Source organism: Exiguobacterium sp. s91 (assembly GCF_018618915.1).
GTDB classification, from domain to species: domain Bacteria; phylum Bacillota; class Bacilli; order Exiguobacteriales; family Exiguobacteriaceae; genus Exiguobacterium_A; species Exiguobacterium_A abrahamii.
In genome coordinates this window covers 1,246,215-1,270,951 of record NZ_JACSMZ010000001.1, presented here as the reverse complement: position 1 = coordinate 1,270,951, position 24,737 = coordinate 1,246,215, and the positions used below count along the sequence as shown (strand labels likewise).

General features: G+C 49.8%; 35 protein-coding genes. 9 read left to right on the top strand and 26 right to left on the bottom strand.

The annotated features are described in order from the left end of the window. The 4 genes from KNQ06_RS06495 to KNQ06_RS06480 all read right to left on the bottom strand — a co-directional run bounded on the left by KNQ06_RS06495 (nt 1) and on the right by KNQ06_RS06480 (nt 1,769). Nucleotides 1-237, bottom strand: coding sequence for a hypothetical protein (locus KNQ06_RS06495; protein WP_214770144.1), 237 nt, complete (start codon nt 235-237; stop codon nt 1-3). Nucleotides 238-355: 118 nt separating this feature from the next. Beyond that, the gene (locus KNQ06_RS06490; RefSeq protein WP_214770146.1) at nt 356-685 is read right to left on the bottom strand and encodes an antibiotic biosynthesis monooxygenase; all 330 of its coding nucleotides are present in this window, start codon (nt 683-685) and stop codon (nt 356-358) included. 32 nt (nt 686-717) lie between these two features. After that, nucleotides 718-1,341 carry a hypothetical protein gene (locus KNQ06_RS06485; RefSeq protein ID WP_214770149.1) on the bottom strand — a complete coding sequence of 208 codons (624 nt, stop codon included), beginning with the start codon at nt 1,339-1,341 and terminating at the stop codon, nt 718-720. After that, nucleotides 1,341-1,769 carry a GNAT family N-acetyltransferase gene (locus KNQ06_RS06480; protein WP_214770152.1) on the bottom strand — a complete coding sequence of 143 codons (429 nt, stop codon included), beginning with the start codon at nt 1,767-1,769 and terminating at the stop codon, nt 1,341-1,343. Before KNQ06_RS06480 ends, KNQ06_RS06485 begins: the two co-directional genes overlap by 1 nt. A gap of 44 nt (nt 1,770-1,813) precedes the next feature. Between KNQ06_RS06480 and KNQ06_RS06475 the strand changes: the two genes are divergently transcribed. Further along, on the top strand, nt 1,814-2,599 hold the full coding sequence (locus KNQ06_RS06475) for a pentapeptide repeat-containing protein (RefSeq protein ID WP_215147645.1): 786 nt from the start codon (nt 1,814-1,816) through the stop codon (nt 2,597-2,599). A gap of 67 nt (nt 2,600-2,666) precedes the next feature. Here KNQ06_RS06475 and KNQ06_RS06470 read toward each other — a convergent pair whose 3' ends face one another. Then, nucleotides 2,667-3,497 (bottom strand): nucleotidyltransferase domain-containing protein, encoded by an 831-nt coding sequence (locus KNQ06_RS06470; protein ID WP_251133485.1) that lies wholly within the window; start codon nt 3,495-3,497, stop codon nt 2,667-2,669. Further along, nucleotides 3,379-3,852 carry a hypothetical protein gene (locus tag KNQ06_RS06465; protein WP_029341746.1) on the bottom strand — a complete coding sequence of 158 codons (474 nt, stop codon included), beginning with the start codon at nt 3,850-3,852 and terminating at the stop codon, nt 3,379-3,381. Before KNQ06_RS06465 ends, KNQ06_RS06470 begins: the two co-directional genes overlap by 119 nt. 199 nt (nt 3,853-4,051) lie before the next feature. Between KNQ06_RS06465 and KNQ06_RS06460 the strand changes: the two genes are divergently transcribed. Next, entirely contained in the window at nt 4,052-4,621 is a 570-nt protein-coding gene (locus tag KNQ06_RS06460; RefSeq protein ID WP_064299856.1) for a recombinase family protein, read from the top strand. Nucleotides 4,622-4,646: 25 nt separating this feature from the next. Here the strand turns inward: KNQ06_RS06460 and KNQ06_RS06455 are convergent, their stop codons facing one another. After that, nucleotides 4,647-5,054, bottom strand: coding sequence for a hypothetical protein (locus KNQ06_RS06455; RefSeq protein WP_023468357.1), 408 nt, complete (start codon nt 5,052-5,054; stop codon nt 4,647-4,649). 145 nt (nt 5,055-5,199) lie between these two features. On the opposite strand from KNQ06_RS06455, the gene KNQ06_RS06450 reads away from it, so the two are divergent. Next, nucleotides 5,200-5,583, top strand: a complete 384-nt coding sequence (locus KNQ06_RS06450; protein WP_029341748.1) for a hypothetical protein — start codon at nt 5,200-5,202, stop codon at nt 5,581-5,583. An 18-nt stretch (nt 5,584-5,601) separates the two neighbouring features. Here the strand turns inward: KNQ06_RS06450 and KNQ06_RS06445 are convergent, their stop codons facing one another. After that, nucleotides 5,602-6,129: a hypothetical protein gene (locus KNQ06_RS06445; RefSeq protein WP_215147643.1), complete on the bottom strand. Its 528-nt coding sequence runs from the start codon at nt 6,127-6,129 to the stop codon at nt 5,602-5,604. 110 nt (nt 6,130-6,239) lie between these two features. On the opposite strand from KNQ06_RS06445, the gene KNQ06_RS06440 reads away from it, so the two are divergent. Beyond that, a complete protein-coding gene (locus tag KNQ06_RS06440; RefSeq protein ID WP_215147641.1) occupies nt 6,240-6,839 on the top strand; it encodes a TetR/AcrR family transcriptional regulator in 600 nt (199 codons plus the stop codon). 40 nt (nt 6,840-6,879) lie between these two features. Here KNQ06_RS06440 and KNQ06_RS06435 read toward each other — a convergent pair whose 3' ends face one another. From KNQ06_RS06435 to KNQ06_RS06380, 12 genes are all read right to left on the bottom strand, one after another. After that, complete coding sequence (locus KNQ06_RS06435) at nt 6,880-8,169, bottom strand: MATE family efflux transporter (protein ID WP_133207307.1); 1,290 nt, start codon at nt 8,167-8,169, stop codon at nt 6,880-6,882. Next, nucleotides 8,163-8,843, bottom strand: coding sequence for an ABC transporter ATP-binding protein (locus tag KNQ06_RS06430; protein ID WP_215147639.1), 681 nt, complete (start codon nt 8,841-8,843; stop codon nt 8,163-8,165). Before KNQ06_RS06430 ends, KNQ06_RS06435 begins: the two co-directional genes overlap by 7 nt. Nucleotides 8,844-8,878: 35 nt before the next feature. Continuing rightward, entirely contained in the window at nt 8,879-9,625 is a 747-nt protein-coding gene (locus KNQ06_RS06425) for an ATP-binding cassette domain-containing protein (RefSeq protein ID WP_215147637.1), read from the bottom strand. Beyond that, the gene (locus KNQ06_RS06420) at nt 9,573-10,400 is read right to left on the bottom strand and encodes an ABC transporter permease (protein ID WP_215147635.1); all 828 of its coding nucleotides are present in this window, start codon (nt 10,398-10,400) and stop codon (nt 9,573-9,575) included. The genes KNQ06_RS06425 and KNQ06_RS06420 overlap by 53 nt, the downstream gene beginning before the upstream one ends. Next, the gene (locus KNQ06_RS06415; protein WP_215147633.1) at nt 10,397-11,332 is read right to left on the bottom strand and encodes an ABC transporter permease; all 936 of its coding nucleotides are present in this window, start codon (nt 11,330-11,332) and stop codon (nt 10,397-10,399) included. The genes KNQ06_RS06420 and KNQ06_RS06415 overlap by 4 nt, the downstream gene beginning before the upstream one ends. Further along, the gene (nikA, locus tag KNQ06_RS06410) at nt 11,332-12,849 is read right to left on the bottom strand and encodes a nickel ABC transporter substrate-binding protein (protein ID WP_215147631.1); all 1,518 of its coding nucleotides are present in this window, start codon (nt 12,847-12,849) and stop codon (nt 11,332-11,334) included. The genes KNQ06_RS06415 and nikA overlap by 1 nt, the downstream gene beginning before the upstream one ends. 160 nt (nt 12,850-13,009) lie before the next feature. After that, nucleotides 13,010-13,924 (bottom strand): methyl-accepting chemotaxis protein, encoded by a 915-nt coding sequence (locus KNQ06_RS06405; RefSeq protein WP_251133484.1) that lies wholly within the window; start codon nt 13,922-13,924, stop codon nt 13,010-13,012. A 116-nt stretch (nt 13,925-14,040) separates the two neighbouring features. Next, nucleotides 14,041-14,799 (bottom strand): SDR family oxidoreductase, encoded by a 759-nt coding sequence (locus KNQ06_RS06400; RefSeq protein WP_215147629.1) that lies wholly within the window; start codon nt 14,797-14,799, stop codon nt 14,041-14,043. Nucleotides 14,800-14,922: 123 nt separating this feature from the next. Further along, on the bottom strand, nt 14,923-15,360 hold the full coding sequence (locus KNQ06_RS06395) for an Asp23/Gls24 family envelope stress response protein (RefSeq protein ID WP_023468370.1): 438 nt from the start codon (nt 15,358-15,360) through the stop codon (nt 14,923-14,925). A gap of 42 nt (nt 15,361-15,402) precedes the next feature. Then, complete coding sequence (locus KNQ06_RS06390; protein WP_035397250.1) at nt 15,403-15,609, bottom strand: DUF2273 domain-containing protein; 207 nt, start codon at nt 15,607-15,609, stop codon at nt 15,403-15,405. A gap of 15 nt (nt 15,610-15,624) precedes the next feature. Continuing rightward, nucleotides 15,625-16,167 carry an alkaline shock response membrane anchor protein AmaP gene (gene amaP, locus KNQ06_RS06385; RefSeq protein ID WP_023468372.1) on the bottom strand — a complete coding sequence of 181 codons (543 nt, stop codon included), beginning with the start codon at nt 16,165-16,167 and terminating at the stop codon, nt 15,625-15,627. Nucleotides 16,168-16,452: 285 nt separating this feature from the next. Next, entirely contained in the window at nt 16,453-16,902 is a 450-nt protein-coding gene (locus KNQ06_RS06380) for a hypothetical protein (RefSeq protein ID WP_215147627.1), read from the bottom strand. A gap of 85 nt (nt 16,903-16,987) precedes the next feature. Between KNQ06_RS06380 and KNQ06_RS06375 the strand changes: the two genes are divergently transcribed. Next, entirely contained in the window at nt 16,988-17,716 is a 729-nt protein-coding gene (locus KNQ06_RS06375; RefSeq protein WP_023468374.1) for an SDR family oxidoreductase, read from the top strand. 66 nt (nt 17,717-17,782) lie between these two features. On the opposite strand, the gene KNQ06_RS06370 is transcribed toward KNQ06_RS06375, so the two are convergent. The 3 genes from KNQ06_RS06370 to KNQ06_RS06360 form a co-directional block, all read right to left on the bottom strand. Next, the gene (locus KNQ06_RS06370) at nt 17,783-18,751 is read right to left on the bottom strand and encodes an LLM class flavin-dependent oxidoreductase (RefSeq protein WP_215147625.1); all 969 of its coding nucleotides are present in this window, start codon (nt 18,749-18,751) and stop codon (nt 17,783-17,785) included. A 62-nt stretch (nt 18,752-18,813) separates the two neighbouring features. Next, nucleotides 18,814-19,503 carry an ABC transporter ATP-binding protein gene (locus tag KNQ06_RS06365; protein WP_050677982.1) on the bottom strand — a complete coding sequence of 230 codons (690 nt, stop codon included), beginning with the start codon at nt 19,501-19,503 and terminating at the stop codon, nt 18,814-18,816. 109 nt (nt 19,504-19,612) lie between these two features. Further along, a complete protein-coding gene (locus KNQ06_RS06360; protein ID WP_050677983.1) occupies nt 19,613-20,005 on the bottom strand; it encodes a hypothetical protein in 393 nt (130 codons plus the stop codon). A 197-nt stretch (nt 20,006-20,202) separates the two neighbouring features. Here KNQ06_RS06360 and KNQ06_RS06355 point away from each other — a divergent pair, with 197 nt between their 5' ends. Both KNQ06_RS06355 and KNQ06_RS06350 read left to right on the top strand, forming a co-directional pair. Continuing rightward, a complete protein-coding gene (locus tag KNQ06_RS06355; protein ID WP_215147623.1) occupies nt 20,203-20,721 on the top strand; it encodes a DUF4256 domain-containing protein in 519 nt (172 codons plus the stop codon). A gap of 137 nt (nt 20,722-20,858) precedes the next feature. After that, nucleotides 20,859-21,722, top strand: coding sequence for a sensor domain-containing diguanylate cyclase (locus KNQ06_RS06350; RefSeq protein WP_215147621.1), 864 nt, complete (start codon nt 20,859-20,861; stop codon nt 21,720-21,722). On the opposite strand, the gene KNQ06_RS06345 is transcribed toward KNQ06_RS06350, so the two are convergent. Both KNQ06_RS06345 and KNQ06_RS06340 read right to left on the bottom strand, forming a co-directional pair. Further along, a complete protein-coding gene (locus KNQ06_RS06345) occupies nt 21,684-22,373 on the bottom strand; it encodes an alpha/beta fold hydrolase (RefSeq protein WP_215147619.1) in 690 nt (229 codons plus the stop codon). The genes KNQ06_RS06350 and KNQ06_RS06345 overlap by 39 nt on opposite strands. Next, entirely contained in the window at nt 22,370-23,215 is an 846-nt protein-coding gene (locus tag KNQ06_RS06340) for an alpha/beta fold hydrolase (RefSeq protein WP_215147617.1), read from the bottom strand. The genes KNQ06_RS06345 and KNQ06_RS06340 overlap by 4 nt, the downstream gene beginning before the upstream one ends. Before the next feature lie 45 nt (nt 23,216-23,260). On the opposite strand from KNQ06_RS06340, the gene KNQ06_RS06335 reads away from it, so the two are divergent. Together KNQ06_RS06335 and KNQ06_RS06330 are read left to right on the top strand one after the other, a co-directional pair. Continuing rightward, nucleotides 23,261-23,926, top strand: coding sequence for an HAD family hydrolase (locus KNQ06_RS06335; protein WP_215147615.1), 666 nt, complete (start codon nt 23,261-23,263; stop codon nt 23,924-23,926). Beyond that, a complete protein-coding gene (locus KNQ06_RS06330) occupies nt 23,923-24,306 on the top strand; it encodes a GNAT family N-acetyltransferase (RefSeq protein ID WP_215147613.1) in 384 nt (127 codons plus the stop codon). Before KNQ06_RS06335 ends, KNQ06_RS06330 begins: the two co-directional genes overlap by 4 nt. On the opposite strand, the gene KNQ06_RS06325 is transcribed toward KNQ06_RS06330, so the two are convergent. Next, nucleotides 24,298-24,735, bottom strand: coding sequence for a GNAT family N-acetyltransferase (locus KNQ06_RS06325; protein WP_215147611.1), 438 nt, complete (start codon nt 24,733-24,735; stop codon nt 24,298-24,300). The genes KNQ06_RS06330 and KNQ06_RS06325 overlap by 9 nt on opposite strands. Nucleotides 24,736-24,737 lie beyond the last annotated feature (2 nt).

Sequence of the window (24,737 nt, the reverse complement as noted above, 5' to 3'; positions counted from 1 at the left end):
TCACGCCATGAAGACGAGATGCTGCAACAAATAAATCAAGGAACACCAGAAGATGAAAGCAATCCCCTCTCTTAACCACTCTGTACGCGTCAACGGTTCACGTAAGAAGGACACGCAAGCGAATAGTAAGACGAAGAAGTAGAGATAAATGAAGCCACCGCTCGTCAAGAAACCAAAGAGCAGGATCATACCCCCGAGGACGGACAGGCTAGAGACGACAGGTTTACGATATACCATACGGTGCCACCTCGTTTTATCTAGTTTGTTAGAATATACCCAGATTACGGAAAAACACTCTAATCTATAGTTACAAACAACACCCCTTGAGAGACTTCCTCCCAAGGGGTGTTGTTGGTTATTCCGTTGCGGCACTGTGATCAGCGACGATCGCATATTCCGTGACGGTATTCGACGTCACGAGCGGTTTGACTTCGGACGTTCCGTTATCCCGCTTATGGTGCACGCCTTTGTACGCTTGACTCTCTTGCCACGCATGGAATGCTGCTTGATTCGACCACGTCGTCATGATCGTGACGATGTCTTCTTCTTCCTGACTGATATCGACGAGGACTTGCATCCGGTGGAACCCTTCCATCCGTTCGATTCCCTTCGTCGTCTTAAAACGCGCTGCGACCTGATCTGCTGCACCTTTGATGACGTGTAACTGGTTCATGACGATCCACATGTTCTTTTCCCCCTTTTTTCGTCTTCAGTATACTAGAAGTCACGGGTCGTAGAAAACACGGATGCGTTATCGCTTGGTAACGTCAAGCGTTGGATCGTCTCTTTTCCGTCTACGCTCGTCGCGATCATCTCGAAGTAGAGCGAATGCGGGAACGCATCCGGTAACGGTTGGACGGTATGGAAACGTTCCTGATCTGCTACAGACAATGAGCGCTGCATTGGACGTAGTGGTGCGTCCCCATCAGCCGTCGTCTTATACGGCTCGAACCGGATCGATTTCATTTGTTGCGAACCATTCATACCGTAGGCGACAAGGTATCGACCTTCGTCCGTCGTCAACAAACGACCTTCGAACCAGTCCGTCTCCCTCGTCTGTTTCGAGCGAATGATTCGGTCGATTCGTTGTGCATCATCGGTTTGTTGCAGGAGCAAAAACAAGCGGTCGTGCTTCGCTTCAAGATACGCGACGGCATAATGGTCAGATAGTCGTTCGACGAAGTAGACGTCGCGCGCTTCGATTGGCGTGTTCGTCATCTGTGTATATAACCGAGCGACTTGCTTCGCCGTAAAAGAAGCGGTCTCTTGACGTGGTTGCATCCCCGTCAGCGTTCCGAGCACGAGACCGAACAATAAGATGAGGAAAAGACGCCGTTTCATCAGTCGACCTGTTTGACGAGCAGATGATAGCTCATCCCTGGTGGATAGTCATCGATTCGTCCGACTTCGACGAATCCTTGCCGCTCATAAAACGGAAGCGCTTGAAACGAGAACGTCTCGACGCGAATTCGCTGAACACCCGCTGCTCGTGCCCATTCCTCCAGTTGACGGAATAACTGAGTACCGAGCCCACTTCCCCGTTCCTCTTCGACGATGAAGAACCATTCAATATGTAACCAGCCCCAGTACATTTCCCCTGAGATGCCACCAATCGGTTGATCATCATGCGTCGCAAGTAATGTGACGGCTTGTGTTCCCTCGGAGCGTTTCGTCGCATGAAGCGGTGAACGCTCGACATTATATTGACGCACTTGCTGCCTAAGCCAGTCCTGTCCGTCCTCATTTTCATTGAGTTGAAATTTCAACATGACTAATCCCCTTTCTTGTTATAGTAGTAGTGGAGGTGAATCATATGGAGCCTACGTTCCAGATTGATTGTACGAAGTGTTTTGGTTTATGTTGTACCGCACTCGCTTTTTCGAAATCCAGTGATTTTGGTCATGACAAACCGGAAGCGACACCTTGTCGTAATCTTGACGCGGACTACAGCTGTCGCATCCATGACCGATTACGCGACAGCGGCTACAAAGGCTGCACCGTCTATGATTGTTTCGGTGCCGGACAGCATCTGTCACAGCAGACATTCGAAGGCGATGATGCACCCAAGCGACGCCAAGCGATCTATGCTGCCTTCCCGAAAATGGTTCATTTGTTTGAGATGATGTGGTACATAACCGACGGGAAACGCGATGTCACCCGTGACATTCACGATCAACTCGATGAGACGCTTGCCGCACTGACCCGGTACGCGGCATTACCAGCCGATCAATTTGAACGACTTGACTTGATACCGGTTCGTCAAACAGTCCGACCACTCCTTGAAATGATTGCATCGCGTGTTCAAGCTCAGTATAGCGGAAGACGCGACCAGGCACCACGCGACTGGGTCGGAAAACAGTTACCAAGACGTGATTTCTCAGGTGCCAGTGTTCAGAACCAGTGGTTGCTTTCGACGAACTTATCGCGCAGTAACCTGCGCGGAGTCAACTTTCTCGGGGCAGATTTGCGAGACTGTAACGTCAAAGACGCCGATCTGACGGATGCACTCTTTTTGACACAGGCACAAATCAATGCGGCAATCGGCAATGCAGCGACGCAGTTACCGCGTCGCTTACTCCGTCCGTCCCATTGGCGTTAAACAGAAGCGAACGATAAGGAGGCACGTTTTCGGTCGATTGATCCGAAAGCGTACCTCCTTTTGCTTGTTATCGTTTACCGAGCGTAAAGCCGTCAAAATAACGCCCTCCGAATGGTGCGAGATAATCATCGACTAACGCGACAACCTCTCGTCGGTCATCCGATTGATAGTACAACTCGAATGCCATTGTGTGTCGACTAGCATAATCTTCGTCAAACTCCGCAAGAGCACGGATCGCCCACTTCCCTTGTCCGATGTAGCAACGATTGGCGCGAAGAACGAACTCGATACTCTGTTCATATAAACGTGACACAATCGCTAGACCTTCCGCGCGGTTCGTCACACTCTCGAAATCGTCAAGCAAATCACTTAAAAAATAACGTGCGCGCTCTTGTTCCGAAGTCGTCCACGCAATCGGTCCGTCTACCAATTGTTGAGCCGCTTCCTGACGGATAGATGCAAGGTGTGGATGATCCTCGATCGTCCAACTGTCAGCAATCATTCGTTGCAGGGACGGGCGACCACGTTCCCGATCACTCTCGAAAAAATGTGCAATCGTCTCAAAGGAATGGACGAATGCTTCGACCGGGACACCGTCATGGATGAACGACTCCCGGTACGCCTGACCTCGACTTGCTTCAAAAATGATCACATCGACATCTGATTGTGCGGTCGCTTGCCCTCGCGTATGGCTGCCGACAAGTAAAACAGCACAGTGATTCGGGTAACGTGACGCAACGAGCGGCATGATCCAGTCGCACCACTCCATGCGTGTCCACTTAGTCTTCAACTTGTTCACCGATTCCGGAGAAGACGGCCAGTTCGTCACCCGGTACGGCAACGATCGTCGCGTCGGCTCGGTGTGGCGCGAGACCGATATCGATCGCCCACGATTCATAATATGTATCCGATCCGTTCAGGACGAGCGTTTGTCCGTTGCTAAACGTTAGGAATAAGTGCGGTGCCGTCTTTCCGATCCGGACACCGGTGATGCGTTCCGCGTGAAGTGAGACGATCAAATGTAACATCTCTTCTTTCGTCGCATGGCGGACGACCCAATCCTGTGTCGTCTCGACATCGCCGTAAAACAGACGGTCCGTCTCGATCCGTAGTCGTAGTTCAGGCGCTGTCGTATCGAATAAATTGATGAATTCGAGCGTGACGTAGCCTGCGACATGGACCGTCGCTAATTGTGTACCGATGAAATAGGTCGTCAAGAGCTGACGGGCGAGTTGATGATCTTCTTTGTTCATGATGAGCACCTCATTTAAAAAGAATGAATGGTATCGGGATGAGTCCGAGAAACTTACTTCCACTCAATTTACCACAAATTAGTCGATACGAACATGAGAAGAAAGGCATGTTTTCGGTTTTCTGCGGCACGGAGGTGAGAATACGGTATACTGATGAGGAACTGACGTCGATCGTGATCGACAGAGAGGAGCTCCATTCATGCAATATTTCTACATGAGACCCTATCCGGATGATCCAGACTGTTCTACACAACAAGAGGAAGCCGACAAGATTGATGTGACGACACGTGTCATCGAGACGCATGATTCGGCCAAACGACGGACGGAATTAGAACAGATGCTCGAGACACTTCAGACGGGAGACGAAGTCATCGTCACGCATCTCTACATCTTAGCAGACTCGACGCGGCACTTGATCGAGATGCTCGAGCACATGGAGACACGCGGTGCGACGCTGTGGTCACTCCGCGAACAGATTCGGACGAGCGAGCGTGCCTCGTTGTCGTTTCTTGAAACGGCACGCCACCTGGTCCAGCTGCAAAGTGATGTCATCAGCATGTCGACGCGTGCCGGACTCTCAAAAGCAAAAGAACAAGGAAAGCAGACCGGTCGACCGCGGAAGCCGGATGAAAATGTCCGCCGCGCGATCGCGATGTATCAAAGTAAAAACTATTCGCTCGCTGATATCCGCGAACAGACCGGTATTAGTAAAAGTACGTTGTACCGATATCTCGAAAGCGAGACAATCGATGCAACGGATAAAGGCTGACTCCATCATGGAATCAGCCTTTTTTTCAGCTATTTTGCTTTAAGGTGTTGCCGAGCCATTTTTGGAGGGCTTTTCCGCCTTCATAGAACGAGCTGTCTCGTAATTCATACGTATGACCACCTTGTTCAATCAAGTCGAGGAACGTATTCCCGACATCCCGGTTTTCCCATTTCCGCTGATCCGTCAAATACTTGAAACCGAAGTTACATTCGACGTTGAAGATGATGTGGAAGGGTTCCTTGAACGATTGGACGGCACGAATCATCTCGATCAAGATCATCCGTTTCGGTGATGACGCTTCGAACGTATCGAACAGTGTCGTCCGGCGTCCGTGAAACTCGATGACGCGGATTGCGCGACCGGTATCCGCTTTAAAATCATAACTCGTCCGAATCGAGACGATGATCTCGCGTTGGTCTGGTTGTACTGGCATGGTGTATCGCTTCCTTTCTCTCGGTCGATTATAGCATGGACCTGCTTGAATTTAATAGATATCAACGACTCGGTCTCAAGAAGGATTGTCGTAACCCAAAATTTGTCTTATACTAAAATTACCAAATACATAAAGGAGCGTTTTCGTGAAACATCTATTTTCGATACTCCTCTCGGCGAGTCTTTTGTTCACGGGTTGCTACTGCACTCTCGATGAACGGACGGATGAGCCGCACTTCAAATCACGTGCCCGCTCCATCTCCTCGTATCATACCTTCGACATCGAATACGCGAAAGGACTACGGAAGGAGCAAGTTTCGAACCGAACAGTCACCGTGACGGATTCGAACGGTGAACGGATGCAAACGGAGATTGAAGTCCTTGACGGCAAAGAAATCCGAATCAAACCACCGCGCTCTGGATACAAAAAAGGACGCCGCTACATCATCCACATTCGGGATTCGATCGACGCCCGGAAACAAGTCCATACGAATACGATTCGGGAACGAACCTTCACTGTCGACCGCTGACAGACAAGGTTCGTTTTTTTATTTGGATCGAGCCGGAAAGACGGTGTAACTCATCGAGATGATCCCATCGATCACGAGGACGAGCCCCCACAGTTGTAACGTCCGTAAGAGACTCTCCGTCTGCTCAGCATCTCCCAGCCAGAGAATCATGGCACCGAGTAACGTACCACCAATCAAAAAGGCCAGCATGTGCCGATAGAACCCGTTTCGCTCTTTACGTGCCTTTGAAATTCGCTCCCGTGATACTTGTTCTCTCAGGATGAACCGGCGATACATCCCGTCCGCCCAGGCAATCATTTGTTTCCCAAATGCAAGTGAGACGCCGATATAGATCGCAGCGAGACCGTGCGCGAGCGTTGCTGTATTGCCGCGACTTAAGTCAAACACCGTTAAGACCAGTAAGACGATATCAATCACCGGTGACATCGCCATCAATCGAAAACCGAGTCTTTCGCGCCTGAATCCATAACGCACGATCAGTCCGGCGACGATGAATACCCAAAATAGAATCTCACAACAGACGATTGCCCACGCGACGAGTTGCATATCAATCCTCTCCTTTTTTAATACGACTGTATCATAAAGATAACACCTCTTTCATCGCTTGACTAGTCTTTTTAATACATTCGTGCTAAAAAAGATGATATACTTGAGACATGCCAAAACAAGTCAATCACGAAGAACGCAAACGCCTCATCGCCGAAGCGACGTGGCGCACGATTTCTCAAGTCGGTATTGAACAAGCCAGTGTCCGGACGATCGCCAAGGAAGCGGGACTCTCACTGGGTGCCTTGCGATATTACTTCACGACCCAGGACGAGTTGCTCCGCTTCTCGATGGACCTCGTCCAAGAACGGGTCCAAGCACGCATCACAACTATTTTCGAGAAAGGAGGAACCCCGGAAGAAACGTTATGTGACGTCTTACTTGAGGTCTTACCTTATGCACCCGAGCATCAGCTCGAGATGCATGTCTGGTTTCAATTCATGATGTCCGCGTATTCATCGCAAGCGACGGAAAATCCGGACGATATCTACCATATGGTTCAAGTACTGTTGACACAGATTCCGGACGGTACACTTCGCGCGGGCTTAGACATTAAGCTTGAGAGTGAACGGCTCGCAGCACTCGTTGACGGGTTAGCCTTTCATGCTCTGTTTCGACCAGAACGATTACCAAAAGAACGCCTGCGTCATGTGCTCGTCCATCACTTGAACGCCCTCTTCGTCCGTCCTTTAGCGATCGACGACAAATAACCCGCTGTTCCCTTTGCGCGCGAGGGAAACAGCGGGTTTTTCATCGTCTTGCTTCTACGAGAATCAACGATAAGGAGCGAATCAAGAAGAACGTCAAAAACGCTGCCCAGACGCCCTGATTTCCAAAAGTCGGTGTCAGCAGGAGGACGACCGCAAAACCAATTCCTGCTTGAATCATCGAATTCCGAACGGGTGTTGCTTCAACCCGTCCGGCAAAGATTCCTTCATAGATCATCGCCCAACCGGCGAGGAGCGGTAGGATGATGATCCAGAAGTAATAATCGCGCGCTGCGTCTAGGATTGCCTCTTCTGAAGTGAACAACTGTAGGAGCGGTGTCTCAAGGAAGAGGAGCACCAGTGACCAGAAGACGACCGAGTAGAATCCAAACGTCCGTGCCAAACGGACACTCTTCCGGTATCCTGCCTGATCTTGATGCCCTCTCGCCCGACCGACGAGAACCGTTGACGCATGACCGAGTCCACCGAACCAGTAAGAAATCAGATACTGGATTTGTAGCAGGATCGCGTTGGCTGCGAGGACATCCGGTCCGAATTGTCCACCAGCACGTGTGAACCAGCCGGTGACGAGTAGAAGGAAAATCGTGCGAATGAACAAGTCACGATTGACTTGAAAGAATTGACGGTACGCTTGCCATGCCGTCAAGGCGCGCCATTCATCACGCGTCATCGATAAATGACCACGAATCAGGTACAGACTACAGACGACGATGCTGATCTCCGCGATGACGGTCGCAACCGCGATTCCAGCAACACCGGCATCCAATCCGTAGACGAATCCGATATCGAGAACGACATTGACTCCTGTACTAAACAATTGGACGAACAAGGCGTGCTTGACCTGACCGGTACCAATCAACCAGCCGAGTAACGCATAACCCATCAACACGAACGGTGCGCCAATCATCCGGTATGAAATATACGTCTTGACCGCATCTAGCAAGTCAGCGGGTGGTGCAAGTAAGTACAGTCCGATTTGCTCGAGCGGCTGTCGGAACAACAGGATGAGCAGACCGATACAAGCTGCTAGAAACAGCGGTCGGTAAAGTGACGTCCGTAAGGCGTGCACGTCATTCGCCCCACTTGCTTGGGCGCTGAATCCTGTCGTACTCACTTTTAAGAAACCAAACAACCAGTAAATCGTATTGAAGAAGACGGCTCCGACGGCGATGCCTCCGATCGCCCGCGGATCACCGGATTGACCGATGACGACGGTATCGGTTACACCAAGTAAGGGTGTCGCAATACTTGAGAGAATCAGCGGATAAGCGAGTAACCAGTACGTTTTGTGGGTCGGTTGTGCGTTCACCATGTTCCGGCCTCGACGAATCGTTGGGTATACGCGCTACCTGATTCCAATCGATCAATCAAGTCAACAGCGCGACCGTCACGTAAGACGAGTGTTTCCGAACAGAGGCGCCGGATGAAATCAATATCGTGCGAGATCAATACAAGACTGACACCGAGTGTCTGCTGCAGGCGTTCCAGTAGCTCGATGATCTGCGTCCGAGAGACGACATCAAGTCCGGTCGTCGGCTCATCCATCACGATGATGTCGGGTTCAATCGAAATCGCGCGGGCGATCGCGGCACGCTGAATTTGTCCCCCACTCAATTGATGGGGCAATCGATCGAATAACCGTTCCTCCAACCCGACAGCAAGTGCGAGGGCTGTAATGAGATTTTCTTCTGACGTCGCTGGGAAATGCCGCAAGATCGGACGATGCCGACGAAACGGTTCAAGAATCGATTCCCGCACCGTCCATTCTGGATTAAAGGAAGCGAGAGGATGTTGAAAGACGGCTTGAATAGCTCGTCGCTCGTTTCGGTGCCCACTCGGAAATGCCTTTTCATGTAAGGAAATCAAACCATGCGTGGGTTTGAGCAGACCGAGGATCAATCTTCCGAGTGTCGTCTTGCCACTCCCACTCTCCCCGATGATGCCAATTGACGCCTTTTTCGTCACGTGAAATGAGATATTCGACAAGATAGACTGACCCTTTATCTGATAAGTAAGATCTGTTACGGATAAGACTGGTGACATGAACTCTTCCTTTCTTCCAGTGATGTACGATGCGCTTGCATCAAGCTCATCGTGAACGGATGACGACTTTGCTCGATCATCTGTGGTGTTACCGTCTCGACGATTCGTCCATCCTGCATTAAGACGAGTTGCTCCCCATAATGTAAGGCAGGTCCTAATTCGTGGGTGACGAACAAAATCGTTGCCCCGTACTGGTGTTGGTATTCGGTCAACCAGTCGAGTAAACGACGTGTCAACACAGGATCGAGCGCCGTCGTTAGTTCATCCGCTAAAATCAATCGTGGTTTTAAGGTGACGGCAAACAGGATCGCGAACCGTTGCAATTGCCCACCGCTCAACTCTCCTGGATATCGGTCCAACCAGGTCGGGTCCAACTCAAGCGTTCGCAAGACGTCATCGATGTAAGGATGATCCATCTTTCGTCCATGTGCGCGATATGTATCCCGTAACATCTGACGCATCGTCAAAAACGGAAGAAACGCATCGGTATACTGCTGTGGTATGTAACCAATATCGAGACCACGCCGAAGAGGTTCGTCCGAGATGACTTCTCCGCTCGACGACATCCCGTCCGGCAATCGATCCAGTAATCGTTTAAGCAAGAGCGTCTTACCGCTCCCGCTCGCTCCGACGAGACAGATGAATCGATGAGCTGGTAACGATAGATTCATGTCATGCAGAAGGACGTGTTTCGCCCGAACGTGTAAGTTCCGAATCTGAATCATTTACTTGTCCTCCTTTTTTCTTCATCCACCGTGTCCATCCCATCGTCACAACGACGGTCAAGACGATGCACGCACCTGGCAAAAGCATGAGCCGGGGTGCGGAACTGAAATAAGGACGTCCTTCGTTCAACATTGCTCCCCACTCTGGCAGTGGTGCTTGGACACCAAGCCCGATATAAGAGAATGCCGATAAGAATAAGATGACTTTGCCGACATCCAAACTCATCAAGACGACGACTTGACGGATGATGGGTGGTAAGATGTGGCGTCGTAAGATCATGTTGTCTGTTAACCCGTTGATGCGTGCCATGCTAATGTATGGTTTTTGAATCGTCTCGGTCACGAGTGTCTCACTTAATCGCGCGTAGGAGATCCATTTGATGAGTAAAATCGCAAAGATCAAACTTTGAGGACTAGCACCAAATAGTCCGGCAATAACGAGTGCTAGAACGGTGTCTGGAAAAATCACGAGACCATCTTCTAACCGATGAATCCACCGCTTGAGACGTCCATCATAAAAGCCAGCTAGACAACCAAGGCAGGTACCGATGCACGCTGTGAGCAACACAGTAAGCAGGCTGAAACCTAAGGATATCAAACCAGCTAAAAAAAGACGAGCTGCGAAATCTCGTCCTAGACCGTCTGTTCCGAGCCATTGCTCGAATGAAGCGGGCTCAAGTCTTTTCGCTACGTTTGTATCAAAAGGATTAACACATACGGTATATGAAATAAATAGTAGTAGACATCCTCCGAAAATGAGCCATCTTTTTTTCATGTGTGTGTTCCCTTCTGCCAATCTGGTCGTAATGTTCGGTTCAGCGATCTTATACCTTGATGCAGGACGAGAATGATTCCTGTCGTCAGCAAGATGTACCCTTGGATCAGTGGGTAATCACGTTGTAGGATCGCATCGACCATCAACTTCCCGACGCCCGGGTAAGCAAATAAGACTTCGAGGACGACGACACCTCCAGCAAGACTGCCGAGCGTCAGACCGAACACGGACAGGACCGGTGGCAAACTGCCGCGTAGCGCATAACGCCAAAGGATCGTCCGCTCAGATATCCCACGCATCCGTGCCAATTCGATGTACGGTTGGTTCAGTTCACGGCGTAGATTCAGTCGAATCAATGGAATATAGACGCTCGCAAGCGGAAAGCCGAGTGATAGAGCCGGGAGAATGAGTGACGTCATCCCTTCCCGTCCCATCACAGGTAACCACCCGAGACGGACGGCAAACAGATCGACGAGCAACAGACCGATCCAAAAGCCTGGCACGGCCGCTCCGCTCATGCTGACAAGGTGGGCGAGACGGACGACGCTTTGGCGCGTCGTCAAGGCGCTCCCGATCCCAAGGGGTAAGACGATCAATAAGGCGATGGTAAGGCCGCCAAGTGCTAGTTCCGCCGTCACGAGATAACTCTCTAACAACATCTCGATGACCGGTCGCCCCGTCTGTAACGAGTTTCCGAGACGTAAGGTGAGTATGTCTTGCAGCCAACGGACGTACTGGACGAGCAACGGCTGATCGTATCCTAATTCACGGCGCGCGGCCTCGATTTGTTCGGGCGTCGCTGATAATTCATCGATATTCAATAACGTCAAGACCGGATCACCCGGCAGTAACCGCAGCAAGACAAAACAACCGAACGTGATGAGTAAAGTGAATAGACTCAGCGACAGCAGTCGTTTGACGATCGAACGCATCAATCGTTCACCTGCAACGTGTTCGTGATCATGTAGTATTCACTTTTTTCTGTTTTCCATCCTTTGACGCGTTTGCCGTCGTAGGCAACGAGTGTTGAAGGATGGAGCAAGAAGCTATTGTAGCGTTTCTCGTCGACATATCGCGCGATCTGCTCCGCAAGCCGTGAACGTTCCTCGATCTGAATCGTTTCATTTAACGTCTCGATCTGTTTCGTCAACTTCGGATCCGCGACACGACTGAAGTTCAGTCCCCCGTTCGGATGATAGGTCGCGTTCAAATAATATCCAGCATCCCCACGCGGAGCTGTCAGATTGCTGTACGTCGCGATATCCCAGTCCCGGTTACTTGCCATGTATTCTTCTGGGACATCGATCTGTTTAATCGTGATCGCGACACCAATCTTTTTCGCGTCATCTTGAATGACTTGAGCGATCAACGGCAGGTCTGGTCGAGCCGCATACGTCAATAACGTCAGCTTTAAAGGACGACCGTCCTTTTGCATCCGTCCGTTTTGTTTTGTATAACCAGCTTGTTTGAGCCATTCCTCAGGCGTCTTCTGCTCTTGTTGCGGATAATTCGGAGCAAATGGGAATGACGATAGGAATGGACCACGTGCTGGCACCGCATATCCTTGGAGGACATGATCGACGAGTTGCTTTCGATTGATCAAAGCATCCATTGCCTGTCGGACTTCAAGCGATTGCATCGGACCGTTCGCGACATTCATTGTCAACTGATGGACACGGAACGTATCCGTCGCTTGGACTGTTAATCCTTCAGACTTCAACTGCTTGATACTCTCGATTTCCGGTCGATAGACGATGTCCGCCTGTCCGGCACGCAAAGCGTTCGTCCGTGCGCCAGCATCTTCGTTGAAGATAAAATCAACGGAATCAAGTTTCGCTTGTTCTTGCCAATAGGACTTAAAACGTTTTAACTCGACTTTTGTTCCCGGAGCGAACCGCTCGACTTGGAACGGACCTGTTCCCATTGGTTCCTTCGTCACCCCGCTCGCTTTCGTGTCGATGATTGCTGTGTTCGGATTGACGAGTTCCGAGATGAACTCTGGATATGTCGTCTTCGTTTGAATGAGCAGATCGGGTCCGTCCGTTTTGATCGTCTCGATGTTCAAGGCATTCTTGACACCTGGATTTTCGTCGATTGAGCGTTCGAGAGACGATTTGACGGCTGCCGCATCAAGTTGTTTCCCATTATGGAACGTCACGTCTTCCTGTAAGACGATCCGCCATGTTCGCTTTCCTTCGTAGGACCATTTTTTCGCAAGCCACGGCTCGACCGTCAATCGTTCGTCATCAAGACGGACGAGCGTCTCTGTCACCCCTGCGCGAAGCGGAACATAACTGCTGTCGCGATGCGGATCGAGCGATTGTGTCGCAAAGTTATAGACGAACGTCAAATGGTTTTGCTCTTGTGGCGTATCAGAAGCAGCACAACCGGCAAGTGTCAAACCGAGGAAGACACTACCGATAAGGCTCGCAGTTTTATATGTAGACATTGTTCTCCACCTTTAATTCGGAATAATTACGTTTTACATCATATCGTAACGATTCCGATTTAACAAGCGTCTTTTCTATTTCTCTATATTGAATTCGCCATCAAAAAAATACCGAATCAACTACAAGCGAACAGCTCGTGTGATCCGGTATCGATGTGTGTCATAAGACATGGACGAATTGTTTTGCCTGACGCTCGAGTTGTTTCGCTGAATCAGCCAATTGATCGAACTCACTGACCGTATGTTCGAGTTGCCCCGTACTGTCCTTGACCTTAGAGGAAATCCGCTCGATGCTGTGCGAAACGTCTTCAATCCGTTCAACGATCCCTTCAATGTTGTTCTTGATCTCCCCGATTGAGTGCGACACTTTGTTCGACAGGTTTCGGACTTCGGTCGCGACGACATCGAACCCGCGTCCATGTTCACCAGCACGTGCCGCCTCGATCGCCGCATTCAAGGCGAGTAGATTCGTCTGCGCGGCGATATCACGGATCGTCTTGACGATGTCGGTGATCGAATTCGCATCCTTTCGTAAGGCAACGAGGCTCGACAAGTTCTCGACGGACTCCGCCTCGACTTGTTGAACGGTCGCCAGCACGTTCAGCCCGTCCTGACGACCACTCTCCGATTTGACCGTCAAGAACGCGGATGTCTCGTTGAGTTCAGCTGCCATCCGTAAGACGTCCTGTTGGCGAATCGTAATGTCCGATGCAATTTTCGAGACACCGACGACCCGGCGCCCGTCATCCGAATAGATCGGCATATACGTCGCTTCGAGCCATTTTTGTTGCCCATCGGCAGCCCGGCGTTCAATCTTGTCCTGATAGGTGATGCCTTGCATCAATTTGCGCCAAAATAACTCGTAATCTGGACTATTGACGTACGCTGGAAAGCAAAGGTCACGGTGGTATTTACCGATTAGCTCTTCCACTTCATACCCCATCGTCCGGGCAAACAACTCGTTGACATATGCGACTTTCCGTCGATCGTCGAAGCGAATGATTGCCAGATTTTGCTCGATTGCTCGAATGACTTGTGTGTCGGTGACGTGTGCTGCCTGTTCTTGCATCGACATGCCGATTCCTCCCCGGATTCAAACTCAAGGTCATAATGCTCCTATTGTCATATTATCCCTTATATCGACAAGTTCCTGCCATTTTAAACTGTAATCTAGTAAATAGGATATGATTTTTAATACGCACTCCATCCACCATCAGCGACGACGATCGCCCCGTTAATAAAACTCGCTTCGTCAGACACGAGGAACAGTGCCAATTTTGCGATCTCATCCGGCTGACCGGCACGTGGATTGAGTCCCATGCCGAGCATCGCGCGTCCCATTCCGAATTCATTCAGGTTCGTCATCGATTGTCCGATGTTCGTCTCGACGGCTCCAGGTGCGATCCCGTTACAGCGGATCCCCTCTCCGGCGTAAAAGAAGGCGGTATTCTTCGTCAGACCAATGACGGCATGTTTGGAAGCGGTATAGGCTGCTCCTGCCCGGGCACCGTTCAGACCACCGATCGAGATGTTATTCAAAATGACACCACCTTTTACTTCCTTGAAATGCTTGACCGCTTCGCGCATCAGACGCATCGTTCCTGTCGTATTGACGGCGAGAACGTGATCCCAGCGTTCATCGGAGATGTCTTCCACTCCCTGCATTCCGTCCATGATCCCAGCATTGTTGACGAGAACGTCCAGTTTGCCGTAAGCCTCAAGCGCTTGTTGGACGAGTTCTGTTGCTGCGTTAGGTTTGGCGACATCACTCGCAACAGCGATCGCTTCTCCACCCGCTTCCTTGATGTCAGAGACGACCCGTCCGACGGTATCCAACTGAATGTCGGCTGCGACGATCCGTGCGCCTTCTTGTGCAAACAATTTGGCCATGGCTTCACCCATTCCTGAGCCAGCTCCCGTGACGATGATCGTTTTACCTGTTAGTCGCATCTTGAATCATCCTTTCGTTTATCGTGATACTAATCTATTCCCGAAAAAGGCTCTAGTTTAGTCAAACGTCGTGTCGATTCCATGAAAAAAGACCCGACGAGTTCGTCGGATCTTTGGACTGCCTTATTGCAGTTCGCGGCTCTTTTCTTCTTGTTCGTTGTTCGATTTATTTTTCGCTTCAAATTCAGCGCGTGTCATGACGTCCTCGACGTGCATGTTGACCTCGACGACTTCAAGTCCTGTCATATCACTGATTGATTTTTTAATTTTAGCGACCGTCTCTTGGAAGATTGACGGAATGTTTTTACCGTATTCGACGATGACTTTCAAATCGAGTGCGACTTGGCGTTCGCCGACTTCCGCACCGATACCTTTCGTGATGTCTTCTGAACTCCGGAGACGATCCGTCAGTCCACTCATGAATCCACCACTCATTGACAAGATGCCCGTCACTTCATTCGACGCGATCCCTGCGATTTTTTTGATGACTTGATCTTCGAACGTCAATTTATTCTCGCGTACCACTTCGTTTTCAGTTGTTGTGTTTACTTCGTTTGCCATTTGAAATCTCTCCTTTTGAATGTGTAGTTAGATATATATGAATCAGTCCCGTTGAAAGAACTGAATCCACCCTTCGATATCGAGCGCACCATCGCGCCACTTCCCAATCAAGAATCCGATCGCTGCGAAGGCAACGATGAGAATTGTCGGACCAAAGCCAATCGTCAAGAATAAGATGGCGAGGATTAGACCGACAAGTCCTCCGATCAGTCGGAACCGATACGGGTAAAGTGCTTCCCTTGTCTTCATGTTCCCTCTCCTCTCTTAGACGACACGTTCCGATGTTTTTGTTTTCGTGTCACTGATCGTGACCTTCGTACTCGTAACTGGTAACTCGAGTAAGGATTCGACGGCTTGTTTAGCGCGTTCTTGGATATCCTTCGCGATCGTCGGCAGTCCCTCTTGTCCGAAGACTGAGCAGTCGACTTTTAAAGCAACCGTCTCTTTTTTCGAATGGATGTCAGCATGGACACGCGGTGTACGTACGCCACCAATCCCACGAATCGACTCCAGTGCCGTCCGTTCGATTGTTTCCTTCGAAATCGTGATCGTTCCGTCACCCGTTTGAATCAACAGACGTTGACCTTTTGAGCGGCTGAATAATCCTGTGAATAATAGAATGACGAATACGAATGCTAAAAATCCTCCGATGGATAGAACGGTATAGCTATACCATTGCTGATCCTGCCACTGCTCAATCAATGAACTGAGCCGTGGAACATCATACACACCGAGCACAAGCAGCCCGACACTGACGAGTCCGAGTATGCCTATGATGACGAGTAAGAATCGATTGAACCCATTCATCTGCACCTCTCCTTTACGATTGTTAACTTCTTTCACCTAGGTGATTCAACACATGAACTATTATGTGTATGGTGCTTTTATTCCCGTTCATTCGAACCCGAAACATTTACATACACTTTTGTTAAAATGTTCATATATTCTGATTATTCAGACTATAATCAACGAAACAAGTGGATTATTTACTATATTTAACGAAAAAAGACCTCTTTTAATAAAAGAAGAGGTCAACGATTCATTTATTTATCACTAAACATATATCCTGTCAATATGTTTTTATCTTGCCTTTCATTTCACTTCAATCGGAAAGGCGAAATCGCCATCACCTTCTTTCCAGTCGGCTGTAATCTGGTAGACGTATCGTCCGGGAGTCGTCGGAACGGAAATCTTCCCGGTCTTCTCATATATTTTAATTTTTTTATTATCTTCGACCGACCATAAGACGATCGTGACAGACTTCGGAGCTGGTTCCTCTTCAAAACGGATCGTCAAGCGATCTTCAGGATTTGCTAGCGTACTCGGATCGCCTTTTACTAAATCGACGGCTTCCGACTTCGTATCAGCTACTTCTCCACGAAACATCCCTGACCAACTATAAGTGCCGGTATACACCTTCACGTCGCGACCTTTGATGGTTACAGTAGGTTCTGGTGGTTGATGCCGAAATGGATCAAGCGATAAAAACCATCCGATTGCCATTGCAATCACAATCAATCCAATAAAGAGATATCGTTTCATGAATAAACCTCCTACACAATGTTTTCAAATCAATAAAAGCGGCAATACCTCTCAAGGAGTACGTTATTCAAAAGGAGGAGTTCAGATGATTCAGGATAAAGTCGTCATCATTACAGGAGCATCAAGCGGGATTGGGGAAGCAACCGCTAAAGAACTTGCAAAACAAGGCGCAAAACTCGTTCTTGCTGCACGCCGGGAAGATCGTTTGCAAGAACTCGTCAAAGCCGTTGAAGCAGAAGGTGGTCAAGCCGTCTATCAAGTGACGGACGTCACTGATCGCGAGCAAGTCGATGCACTCGCTAAGCTTGCGAAAGACAAGTTCGGTTCAGTTGATGTCATCGTCAACAACGCGGGATTGATGCCACTATCACACCTCCATAAGAATCAACAGGATGAGTGGAATACGATGGTAGACGTCAACATCAAAGGTGTTCTCCACGGAATCGGAGCCGTCTTGCCGTACATGCGCGAACAAAAAAGCGGACATGTCATCAACATCTCGTCCGTCGCAGGTCACGAAGTCATGCCGTCGAGCGCCGTCTATAGCGGTACGAAATTCGCCGTTCGCGCGATCACGGAAGGTCTCCGCAAGGAAGAATCGGTCGACAATCACATCCGTGCAACAATCATCTCACCGGGAGCGGTCGATACAGAACTGAAGGACCATATCTCGGATGACGAGATCAAACAAGGGATTGGTGACTTGAAAGCGATCGATGCGAGCGCGATTGCGCGTGCCATCGCTTACGCCGTTAACGAACCAGAAGATGTCGCGATTAACGAGATCCTGATTCGTCCAACGGCTCAACGTTAATTGAATGTAGAATTTATTAACAGGACCCCTCATTAGCCAAACAGCTAACGAGGGGTCCTGTTCTGTTTAGAGTAGTCGTTCCGCGATGAGCTGGTACGACTGTAATCGTTTTTCTTGATCAAAGGCATTGTTGATCAGTAAAAATTGATCCGTTTGATAACGCGTTGCTAATACCTCTAGCTCACGCTCAACGACATCCGGTGTCCCAACAATTGCTCGTCGGCGATCTTTGCGGATCCGTTCTACTTGCACGTCATTCCAGACCTTTGCTTCTGTCGTCGTAAACGACGGAACGATCGAATTCCCGAGTCGGACGCCTTGAATCCATGCATCCTGTGTTCGAGCGAGACGTTCTGCTTCTTCTTGTGTCGGAGCACAAATAACGAAAACACAGACGATGACGTTCTTCCCGCCTGCCTCGCGATATGTCGAGAGCGTCTCTTCCCAACGATCCGGATTGATGAAGTGACCAAACACGAGACCACGATCTTGTTCGGCTGCAATCCGCGCGCTACGTGGCGACAGACCCAAGATCGAGATCGGCGACGGTTTCCGGTCACGCGGTGTCGTCTTGACGATCCGGTACGGGTGTCGATTCGATAGACTGTCTGTCAAGAAGCCCGCCGTTTCATTGACGAGTCGACTAAACTCCGCCGCTCGGTTTTCTTCTCCATCCGTCAACGCAAGTCGTGTCCGTTCACTCCCGCCCGGCGAATTACCGATTCCGAGTTCGATCCGTCCCGGATAAAACGCATCGAGCGTTGCAAAGCTCTCGGCGACTTTCAGCGGATGATACTGCGGCAACAACACGCCACCTGAACCAAGCTTGATTTTTGACGTCTTCGCACCCATTCGGGCGATGAACAACTCCGGTGCCGCACTGAGCAAACCGTTCGTATTATGATGTTCGGCGAACCAGTACCGTTCGTAACCGAGTCGCTCGGCTTCTAAGACGAGTCGTTCCGTCGCTTCCATCGTCGCTTCGACCGTATCGCCCTCATGTAACGGTACTTGATCCAGTATTCCTAGTCGCATCACGCATTCCTCCTCTACCCTTTCAGTGTAAAGGGTGGAGGAACGGAGTTCAAAAACGAGGCTCAGACACGCACGAGACGATCTTCGATGATGACGCCATCTCGCATCTCGATCGTTCGGTTCGCCCGTTCGGCGAGTGCCGGATCGTGGGTGACGAACAAGACGCCGCAGCCTTTTTCTTCGTTTAATGACCGTAAGAGATTGAAGATGATTTCTCCCGTATCCGTATCGAGGTTCCCTGTCGGCTCATCGGCAAGCAACCATTTCGGTTCATGAACAAGTGCTCGGGCAACGGCGACCCGTTGTTGTTGTCCACCGGAAAGTTGCGACGGCAAACTGCCTGCTTTATCAGCAAGACCGACTTGTGCAAGTAACTGCTCGGCGCGTTCTTTTTTATCGTATGGTACTTTTCGACCGAACAAAGGCGCCATGACATTTTCAAGCGCCGTCAGCGTTGGAATCAAATGAAACTGTTGGAAGATGAAGCCGATGTTCTCGAACCGGAAGTCGGATAGTTCTTTGCTGTTTAATTTGTTGATTGGTTTTCCGTCGTAATGCAACTCCCCGCTCGTCGGACGATCGAGTGTTCCGATCAGGCTGAGTAACGTTGATTTTCCGGATCCTGAAGGTCCAATGATCGAGATGAAGTCACCTGCCTCAAGTGTCACATCGATGTCTTGTAACGCATGTGTCTCGACACCGTCTCCCGAAAATGATTTTCCCATCTGTTTGCATTGAAATGTTCCTTCCATATGTAAGCCCTCCATATATTCGTGATAACGTACTATTCAAGAATTTATTGGGAATTCCTTCTAAATGAAAGGAAATAAAAAACAGCATTCTTGAGGAACAAGAATACTGTCAAGAAACACGTGGTTGAATGGAGACGAAATTTTTACGATAGACGAGTTCATACGGTAAGACGAACAATAGGCAAGCGAGAGCCGTGAATTGGATCATGCTACCGAATGGTGGTAACGGAGACAATGACGCATCATGCCACGCTTCATATAGACCGATGAATAGAAATAAGACGACAGCACTCGTCGTCACGTAGATGAGTAGACGAAGGGTTAACGGATAGTGGCGAACAATCCACAACATTGGTAAACCAAAGATAAAATAGGATAACGTCATCGCAAACGTTCCGAACTGATAGACGATCTCAAAGTCGATCGTCGTCAAGAACGAATACGCTGTGAACGCTAAGAACGAAAGAATCGTCACAACAGCCGCATAACTGATCCAGCGCATACGGTTGGGCTCCTCTCCTGAATGTCGTTCCTGTTCGCGCAATCGCGACAGAAACCGGATATGTACAATTAGTGTAGGCAGTCCGATTTCATTTGTCAATTGTCTTCAGATTGACTTATTCAGTCACTAAACGATTGCACTGGAAGCGGATTCATTGAATAATGGAAAAAAGGAACTAGGAAAGTGAGGTTTTACCGATGGAGGACCAATTCACGAAATTTTGTGATCGCTTTGAAGCTACTCCTGATCGCCATGAGGGTCTTTCGTATGACGAGGTCGAGTCACGACTGACGTCTTCGAAACAAGCAGCCCTCGCTTGGATGGAACAGACAGGCGGAGAGCCGAATGTCGTAACCCTTGATGGACGATTCGTCATCGTCGACACTGTCAAAGAGAGTCCGTCTGGTCGTCGAAGTGTCTGTCTGGACGAATCCGCTCGACTTGGTCGAAAGAAAAATGCGCCTGCCGCAAGTGTCGAGTCGATGATTGAGACGCTAGAGGTGCACCTCTTAACACCTGAACAGTATCAAACACTGCAGACGCAGTTTTCGTTTGACGAAAAAACGTCCAGTTGGCTTGCGACGCCGGACGTGATTCGTCAAAAAGGTGGCGCCTTATTCGGAGATCGTCGCTATGAGACGACGTTCATCTACCACAACGGGGCGGATTCCTATTATGCGAGCCGAGGATTTCGTGTCTGCATTGAGCTAGACTAATCAAAAAACACTCTACGATTAAAGTAGAGTGTTTTTTGTAAATTATAGGTAATAAAATCCAATTATGATATGATGGTCGATGAATAGAGGAGGTGGACGTCATATTTGTATTGGGATTGATTGTGGGTGGTCTTCTCATGTTGATCAGTTTCCGGTTATTCCGCCAGCAACAGCCGGATACAATCGCATTGTGCAAAGATATTTTCTATGTGTTCGAAGTCCAGCCGGAATATCGGTTTCGTTATATCAGTCCTTCCCTCGATGACCATATGGGGAAAGGCGTGGCAGCAGCTAGCTACATGGATCCAGACGAGTGTTTCGCGCGGATTCATCCGGAAGACATCGAAGTCTTGATGTCGAAGATTTCGGGCGACTGTGACTACGATCAGCCATTTCGGCAACGCTGGCGGACGAATGACGGAACGTACATCTGGTTCGAAGAATATGCGACACCAATTCGTGAAAATGGACAGATCGTTGCCATCCAAGGGGTAATCCGTAACATTGACGAGCAGTTGAAATCACAACAGGCATTGCTCGATCAATACCGGATCGATGCTTTGACACGTCTTGGGAATCGCCATGCCTTCAACGAGGCTGTCCACACACTCGATCAAGAGAAGACGGCGTATGGGGTGATTCTGCTTGACTTGAATGAACTAAAAGAACTCAACGATCGGTTCGGTCACGCGGTCGGTGATGCCTTGCTTGAACAAACTGGACTTTGCATCCGCCGATTGACAGATCATGGCTACCGGATCGGTGGTGATGAATTCGTCTTGATCGATGAGAGTCCGTCGATTGAGCTGTTCGAGGGATTCGTCGAACACGTCCGCTCGACGTTCGCGACACACGAAATCGGGCTCGCAATCGGCGCCGTACATACGACAACAGGACGCCGTGTCGACGACGTCCTGCATGAGGCAGATGAGCAGATGTATCAAGAGAAGATAAACGAACGCTTAAGTCGTCAGCATGGATTGATGCGCTTGAAACAATAAGGTGTTGAAGCGTTCCGGTTGATCGAGATTCGCTGTATGCCCGGCTCCCTCGACTGGTAAGACGATGACGTTCGGCACGTGTTCCGCAACGAACGCGGTTGCGTCGACTTCGTATGTTTCATTCGTTCCGTTTAGGATGATGACCGGTAAGGTGATCGACTGCAGCATCGTTTCCGTTAATGCCGGAAAACGGAACGTCATCAAATCAAGGACTGCCCGCGCCGTCGTTTTCCAGGCAGGACCATGCAACTGTTCGAACTGGTCGGCAATTTCCGGTGCCTGCTGTTCGAGGTCGAGGAAGAACTCTCGTTGCTTGCGCATCAGCGGTTCCATCGCTTTAGGAATGAATGGTGAAAAACCCGTGATACATATCCCTTCGAGTTCGTCCGGTGGATCGAGTGCCAGTTGCATAGCAAGCGTTGCGCCAAGCGACAACCCGAGAATCCATCCTGGACCTTCCTGTGCCATCCGTTCGCGGATGGCACGTGTTGCTTGTGATAAGTAATCTTCCGTTGCCGGTTCCGTCGTCATTCCGTGACCAGGCAGATCAATCGGAATGAACGTAAAATCATCCGCTAAAGCGGATAGCTGTGGTGCAAAGTGTGTTGCTGCCGTTCCCATTAAACCATGTAGTACATACATACGTGTCATACGGTATACTCCTTAAATTGATGTAGTGTCAATATCGCGTCTACGATGACGTCCGGACGATCGCGATGCATCAGGTGTGATGTTCCCGGAACGAACGTCACGTTCGCCTGATAGGATAGATTCGCCTGTCGCCGAATCAATTCCTGCCATTTTTCTTCCATCTGCTCCAGTTCGTCTTTTGGAAAACCAGCAGCCATCATCGTTTCGATCGACTGCGCTTTGTCCCGTCCAAGAACGGTCAACGGAACACCGAGATCGCGCATGCGTGGTTGAAGATCTTTCGCATCAGCTTTCCACTGCGAGATGATCGCATGCATCGACCGGTAATACGCCGGGTTCCAATCCGTGCGGTCATCCCCGTCCGGGAAACGGTCACGTAAATCAGTTGCTTTTGATAGTTCTTCGAACCGATCGATCCAGACGGCGTCATCCCCTTCTCGGTCGAGCATCGGTGTATCCAGCTGATCGAGTTCTGCTAAATCAACGGACGTCGCATCCACGAGAACGAGACCGGCGACACGTTCTGGATGATGTAGAGCAAAAGCTTGCGCGACAAGACCACCGTAGGAATGACCGACGAGTGTGACCGGAGTCGCAATATTCGTCGCGTTAAGAAACTGATCGATTTGCCGTAAGATGCCGGTCGTCCCGTCGATGTAATCCTCCGACCATTCGTGTGGATGAAAGCTGACGACGCGGTAGTCCGGTGTCAGTTTAGTCAGAATGTCCGCCCAGTCTTGATACGTCCCACCGAGCGAGGGTAGGAGTAACAACGGTCGACCTGTCGAACCGTCATCATAATACGTCACTTGTTTTCCTTGCTTCTGAATAAAGCGTTCCATTACAATCGCTCCTCTATATCTATAATTAAAAAGGTGGTGTTACTCTTGATTCGTGCCCTATTGTTTGATTTAGACGAGACGTTACATGACCGGTCCGGTTCTCTTCCCTATTTCCTTCGGGATCAGTATCAACGTTTTCGTGAAGTTGCGCATGTTCCAATCGACGACTACATCAAGACGTTCTTGGCGCTTGATCAAGAAGGACGCGTCTGGAAGGACGTCGTCTATGCCGAAATGATTCGTCGCTTCGAATTGTCGCTTTCTGTTGAAGTACTGCTACAGGACTACGTGACGCGTTATCCGATCTTCGCACGGAGCTTTCCGGGAGTCGACACCTTTTTTGCGCAATTACCGCCTGATCTACCCATCGGCTTACTGTCGAACGGTCGGACGACGTTCCAACGTGCCGTCTGTGACGCAATCGGACTGTCTCCCTCCTTTACGCAGATTGGGATTTCGGAACAAGAAGGCGTCCGTAAACCGGATCCGATATTTTTCCTTCGCTTAACGGACCGTTTAGGTGTTCGCCCGGACGAAGTCCTTTATGTTGGCGACAATTACGACCACGACATCTTACCGGCACGCGCCCTCGGCATGCAGGCGATTTGGAAGCGCACAGGTGATGTTCTATTGACTGACACGCAATTTTCGGACTGGTGCCAGTTACCTGCCCCACTCCAAGACCTGATACGAAAGGAGAACCAGCCATGACGGAACAGATTCGCCGTTTCCAACCTGACGATTTTGAGCAGATTCATCGATTGAACGCATTAGAAGGGTGGCAGGATCTCGTCGCTGATCAAGAGCGGACCCGCAACGCGTGGATGAAAGCAAATGCCGCTTTCGTCCTTGAGTCTGACGGAGAAATCCTTGCCTATGTCCGCGCCTTAACGGACGGTTCAGTGACGACGTTCGTCTGTGAGCTCCTCGTCAGCCGAAACGCACGCAAGCTTGGGTACGGACAACAGTTACTCGATCACTTACAACTTACCTATCCGACGCGGATCGATCTCCTGGCAACCCGTCAGTCTGCTTCTTTTTATGAACAACAAGGATTTCGTGCTTTCCATGGTTTCCGTAAATCACGATGAAGCCCATGATTTCGAATAACTCGTGCTCGTTACGCTGTAGCCCATCGCTTGATAAAAGTGATGGGCTGCTTCGCGTTCTGGTCGATTACCACTGTTCAGTAAAACGGCAGTTGCTCCTCTTGCATGCGCCCAGTCTTCCGCTGCTCGGATCAAACGGCGCCCAATTCCCTGCCGACGATGTTTCGCGTTGACGACGAACGCGACGATTCGGACATAGGTCGTATCATGCTCGAACGCTTGCGCCTGAAACAGACCGACGCAGCCGAGAAGCATATCGTCGTCTTCTAACACAAGCAATTCATAATCCGGATGACGAGTGATCCGCGAAAATCGTTCGCGTAAGACGTCCTCGCTTGCCGGATAACCAAGGTGCGTCATCAATCCGACCAATTGTGGTAGATCGTCTTCTTTCCAAGACCGGATGGTCATAT

Excerpts from the sequence above, each read along its gene's own strand:
- KNQ06_RS06435 (WP_133207307.1), bottom strand. The coding sequence starts at position 8,169 with ATGGTGAACGCACAACCGACCCACAAAACGTACTGGTTACTCGCTTAT.
- KNQ06_RS06425 (WP_215147637.1), bottom strand. The coding sequence starts at position 9,625 with ATGATTCAGATTCGGAACTTACACGTTCGGGCGAAACACGTCCTTCTG.
- KNQ06_RS06490 (WP_214770146.1), bottom strand. The coding sequence starts at position 685 with ATGTGGATCGTCATGAACCAGTTACACGTCATCAAAGGTGCAGCAGAT.
- KNQ06_RS06415 (WP_215147633.1), bottom strand. The coding sequence starts at position 11,332 with ATGCGTTCGATCGTCAAACGACTGCTGTCGCTGAGTCTATTCACTTTA.
- KNQ06_RS06445 (WP_215147643.1), bottom strand. The coding sequence starts at position 6,129 with ATGCAACTCGTCGCGTGGGCAATCGTCTGTTGTGAGATTCTATTTTGG.
- KNQ06_RS06485 (WP_214770149.1), bottom strand. The coding sequence starts at position 1,341 with ATGAAACGGCGTCTTTTCCTCATCTTATTGTTCGGTCTCGTGCTCGGA.
- KNQ06_RS06470 (WP_251133485.1), bottom strand. The coding sequence starts at position 3,497 with ATGAATCGTGGGCGATCGATATCGGTCTCGCGCCACACCGAGCCGACG.
- KNQ06_RS06365 (WP_050677982.1), bottom strand. The coding sequence starts at position 19,503 with ATGGAAGGAACATTTCAATGCAAACAGATGGGAAAATCATTTTCGGGA.
- KNQ06_RS06355 (WP_215147623.1), top strand. The coding sequence starts at position 20,203 with ATGGAGGACCAATTCACGAAATTTTGTGATCGCTTTGAAGCTACTCCT.
- nikA (WP_215147631.1), bottom strand. The coding sequence starts at position 12,849 with ATGTCTACATATAAAACTGCGAGCCTTATCGGTAGTGTCTTCCTCGGT.
- KNQ06_RS06390 (WP_035397250.1), bottom strand. The coding sequence starts at position 15,609 with ATGAAGACAAGGGAAGCACTTTACCCGTATCGGTTCCGACTGATCGGA.
- KNQ06_RS06370 (WP_215147625.1), bottom strand. The coding sequence starts at position 18,751 with ATGCGACTAGGAATACTGGATCAAGTACCGTTACATGAGGGCGATACG.
- KNQ06_RS06375 (WP_023468374.1), top strand. The coding sequence starts at position 16,988 with ATGATTCAGGATAAAGTCGTCATCATTACAGGAGCATCAAGCGGGATT.
- amaP (WP_023468372.1), bottom strand. The coding sequence starts at position 16,167 with ATGAATGGGTTCAATCGATTCTTACTCGTCATCATAGGCATACTCGGA.
- KNQ06_RS06345 (WP_215147619.1), bottom strand. The coding sequence starts at position 22,373 with ATGACACGTATGTATGTACTACATGGTTTAATGGGAACGGCAGCAACA.
- KNQ06_RS06340 (WP_215147617.1), bottom strand. The coding sequence starts at position 23,215 with ATGGAACGCTTTATTCAGAAGCAAGGAAAACAAGTGACGTATTATGAT.
- KNQ06_RS06455 (WP_023468357.1), bottom strand. The coding sequence starts at position 5,054 with ATGCCAGTACAACCAGACCAACGCGAGATCATCGTCTCGATTCGGACG.
- KNQ06_RS06420 (WP_215147635.1), bottom strand. The coding sequence starts at position 10,400 with ATGAAAAAAAGATGGCTCATTTTCGGAGGATGTCTACTACTATTTATT.
- KNQ06_RS06405 (WP_251133484.1), bottom strand. The coding sequence starts at position 13,924 with ATGTCGATGCAAGAACAGGCAGCACACGTCACCGACACACAAGTCATT.
- KNQ06_RS06395 (WP_023468370.1), bottom strand. The coding sequence starts at position 15,360 with ATGGCAAACGAAGTAAACACAACAACTGAAAACGAAGTGGTACGCGAG.
- KNQ06_RS06460 (WP_064299856.1), top strand. The coding sequence starts at position 4,052 with ATGCAATATTTCTACATGAGACCCTATCCGGATGATCCAGACTGTTCT.
- KNQ06_RS06480 (WP_214770152.1), bottom strand. The coding sequence starts at position 1,769 with ATGTTGAAATTTCAACTCAATGAAAATGAGGACGGACAGGACTGGCTT.
- KNQ06_RS06330 (WP_215147613.1), top strand. The coding sequence starts at position 23,923 with ATGACGGAACAGATTCGCCGTTTCCAACCTGACGATTTTGAGCAGATT.
- KNQ06_RS06325 (WP_215147611.1), bottom strand. The coding sequence starts at position 24,735 with ATGACCATCCGGTCTTGGAAAGAAGACGATCTACCACAATTGGTCGGA.
- KNQ06_RS06400 (WP_215147629.1), bottom strand. The coding sequence starts at position 14,799 with ATGCGACTAACAGGTAAAACGATCATCGTCACGGGAGCTGGCTCAGGA.
- KNQ06_RS06475 (WP_215147645.1), top strand. The coding sequence starts at position 1,814 with ATGGAGCCTACGTTCCAGATTGATTGTACGAAGTGTTTTGGTTTATGT.
- KNQ06_RS06465 (WP_029341746.1), bottom strand. The coding sequence starts at position 3,852 with ATGAACAAAGAAGATCATCAACTCGCCCGTCAGCTCTTGACGACCTAT.
- KNQ06_RS06380 (WP_215147627.1), bottom strand. The coding sequence starts at position 16,902 with ATGAAACGATATCTCTTTATTGGATTGATTGTGATTGCAATGGCAATC.
- KNQ06_RS06440 (WP_215147641.1), top strand. The coding sequence starts at position 6,240 with ATGCCAAAACAAGTCAATCACGAAGAACGCAAACGCCTCATCGCCGAA.
- KNQ06_RS06495 (WP_214770144.1), bottom strand. The coding sequence starts at position 237 with ATGGTATATCGTAAACCTGTCGTCTCTAGCCTGTCCGTCCTCGGGGGT.
- KNQ06_RS06350 (WP_215147621.1), top strand. The coding sequence starts at position 20,859 with ATGTTGATCAGTTTCCGGTTATTCCGCCAGCAACAGCCGGATACAATC.
- KNQ06_RS06360 (WP_050677983.1), bottom strand. The coding sequence starts at position 20,005 with ATGCGCTGGATCAGTTATGCGGCTGTTGTGACGATTCTTTCGTTCTTA.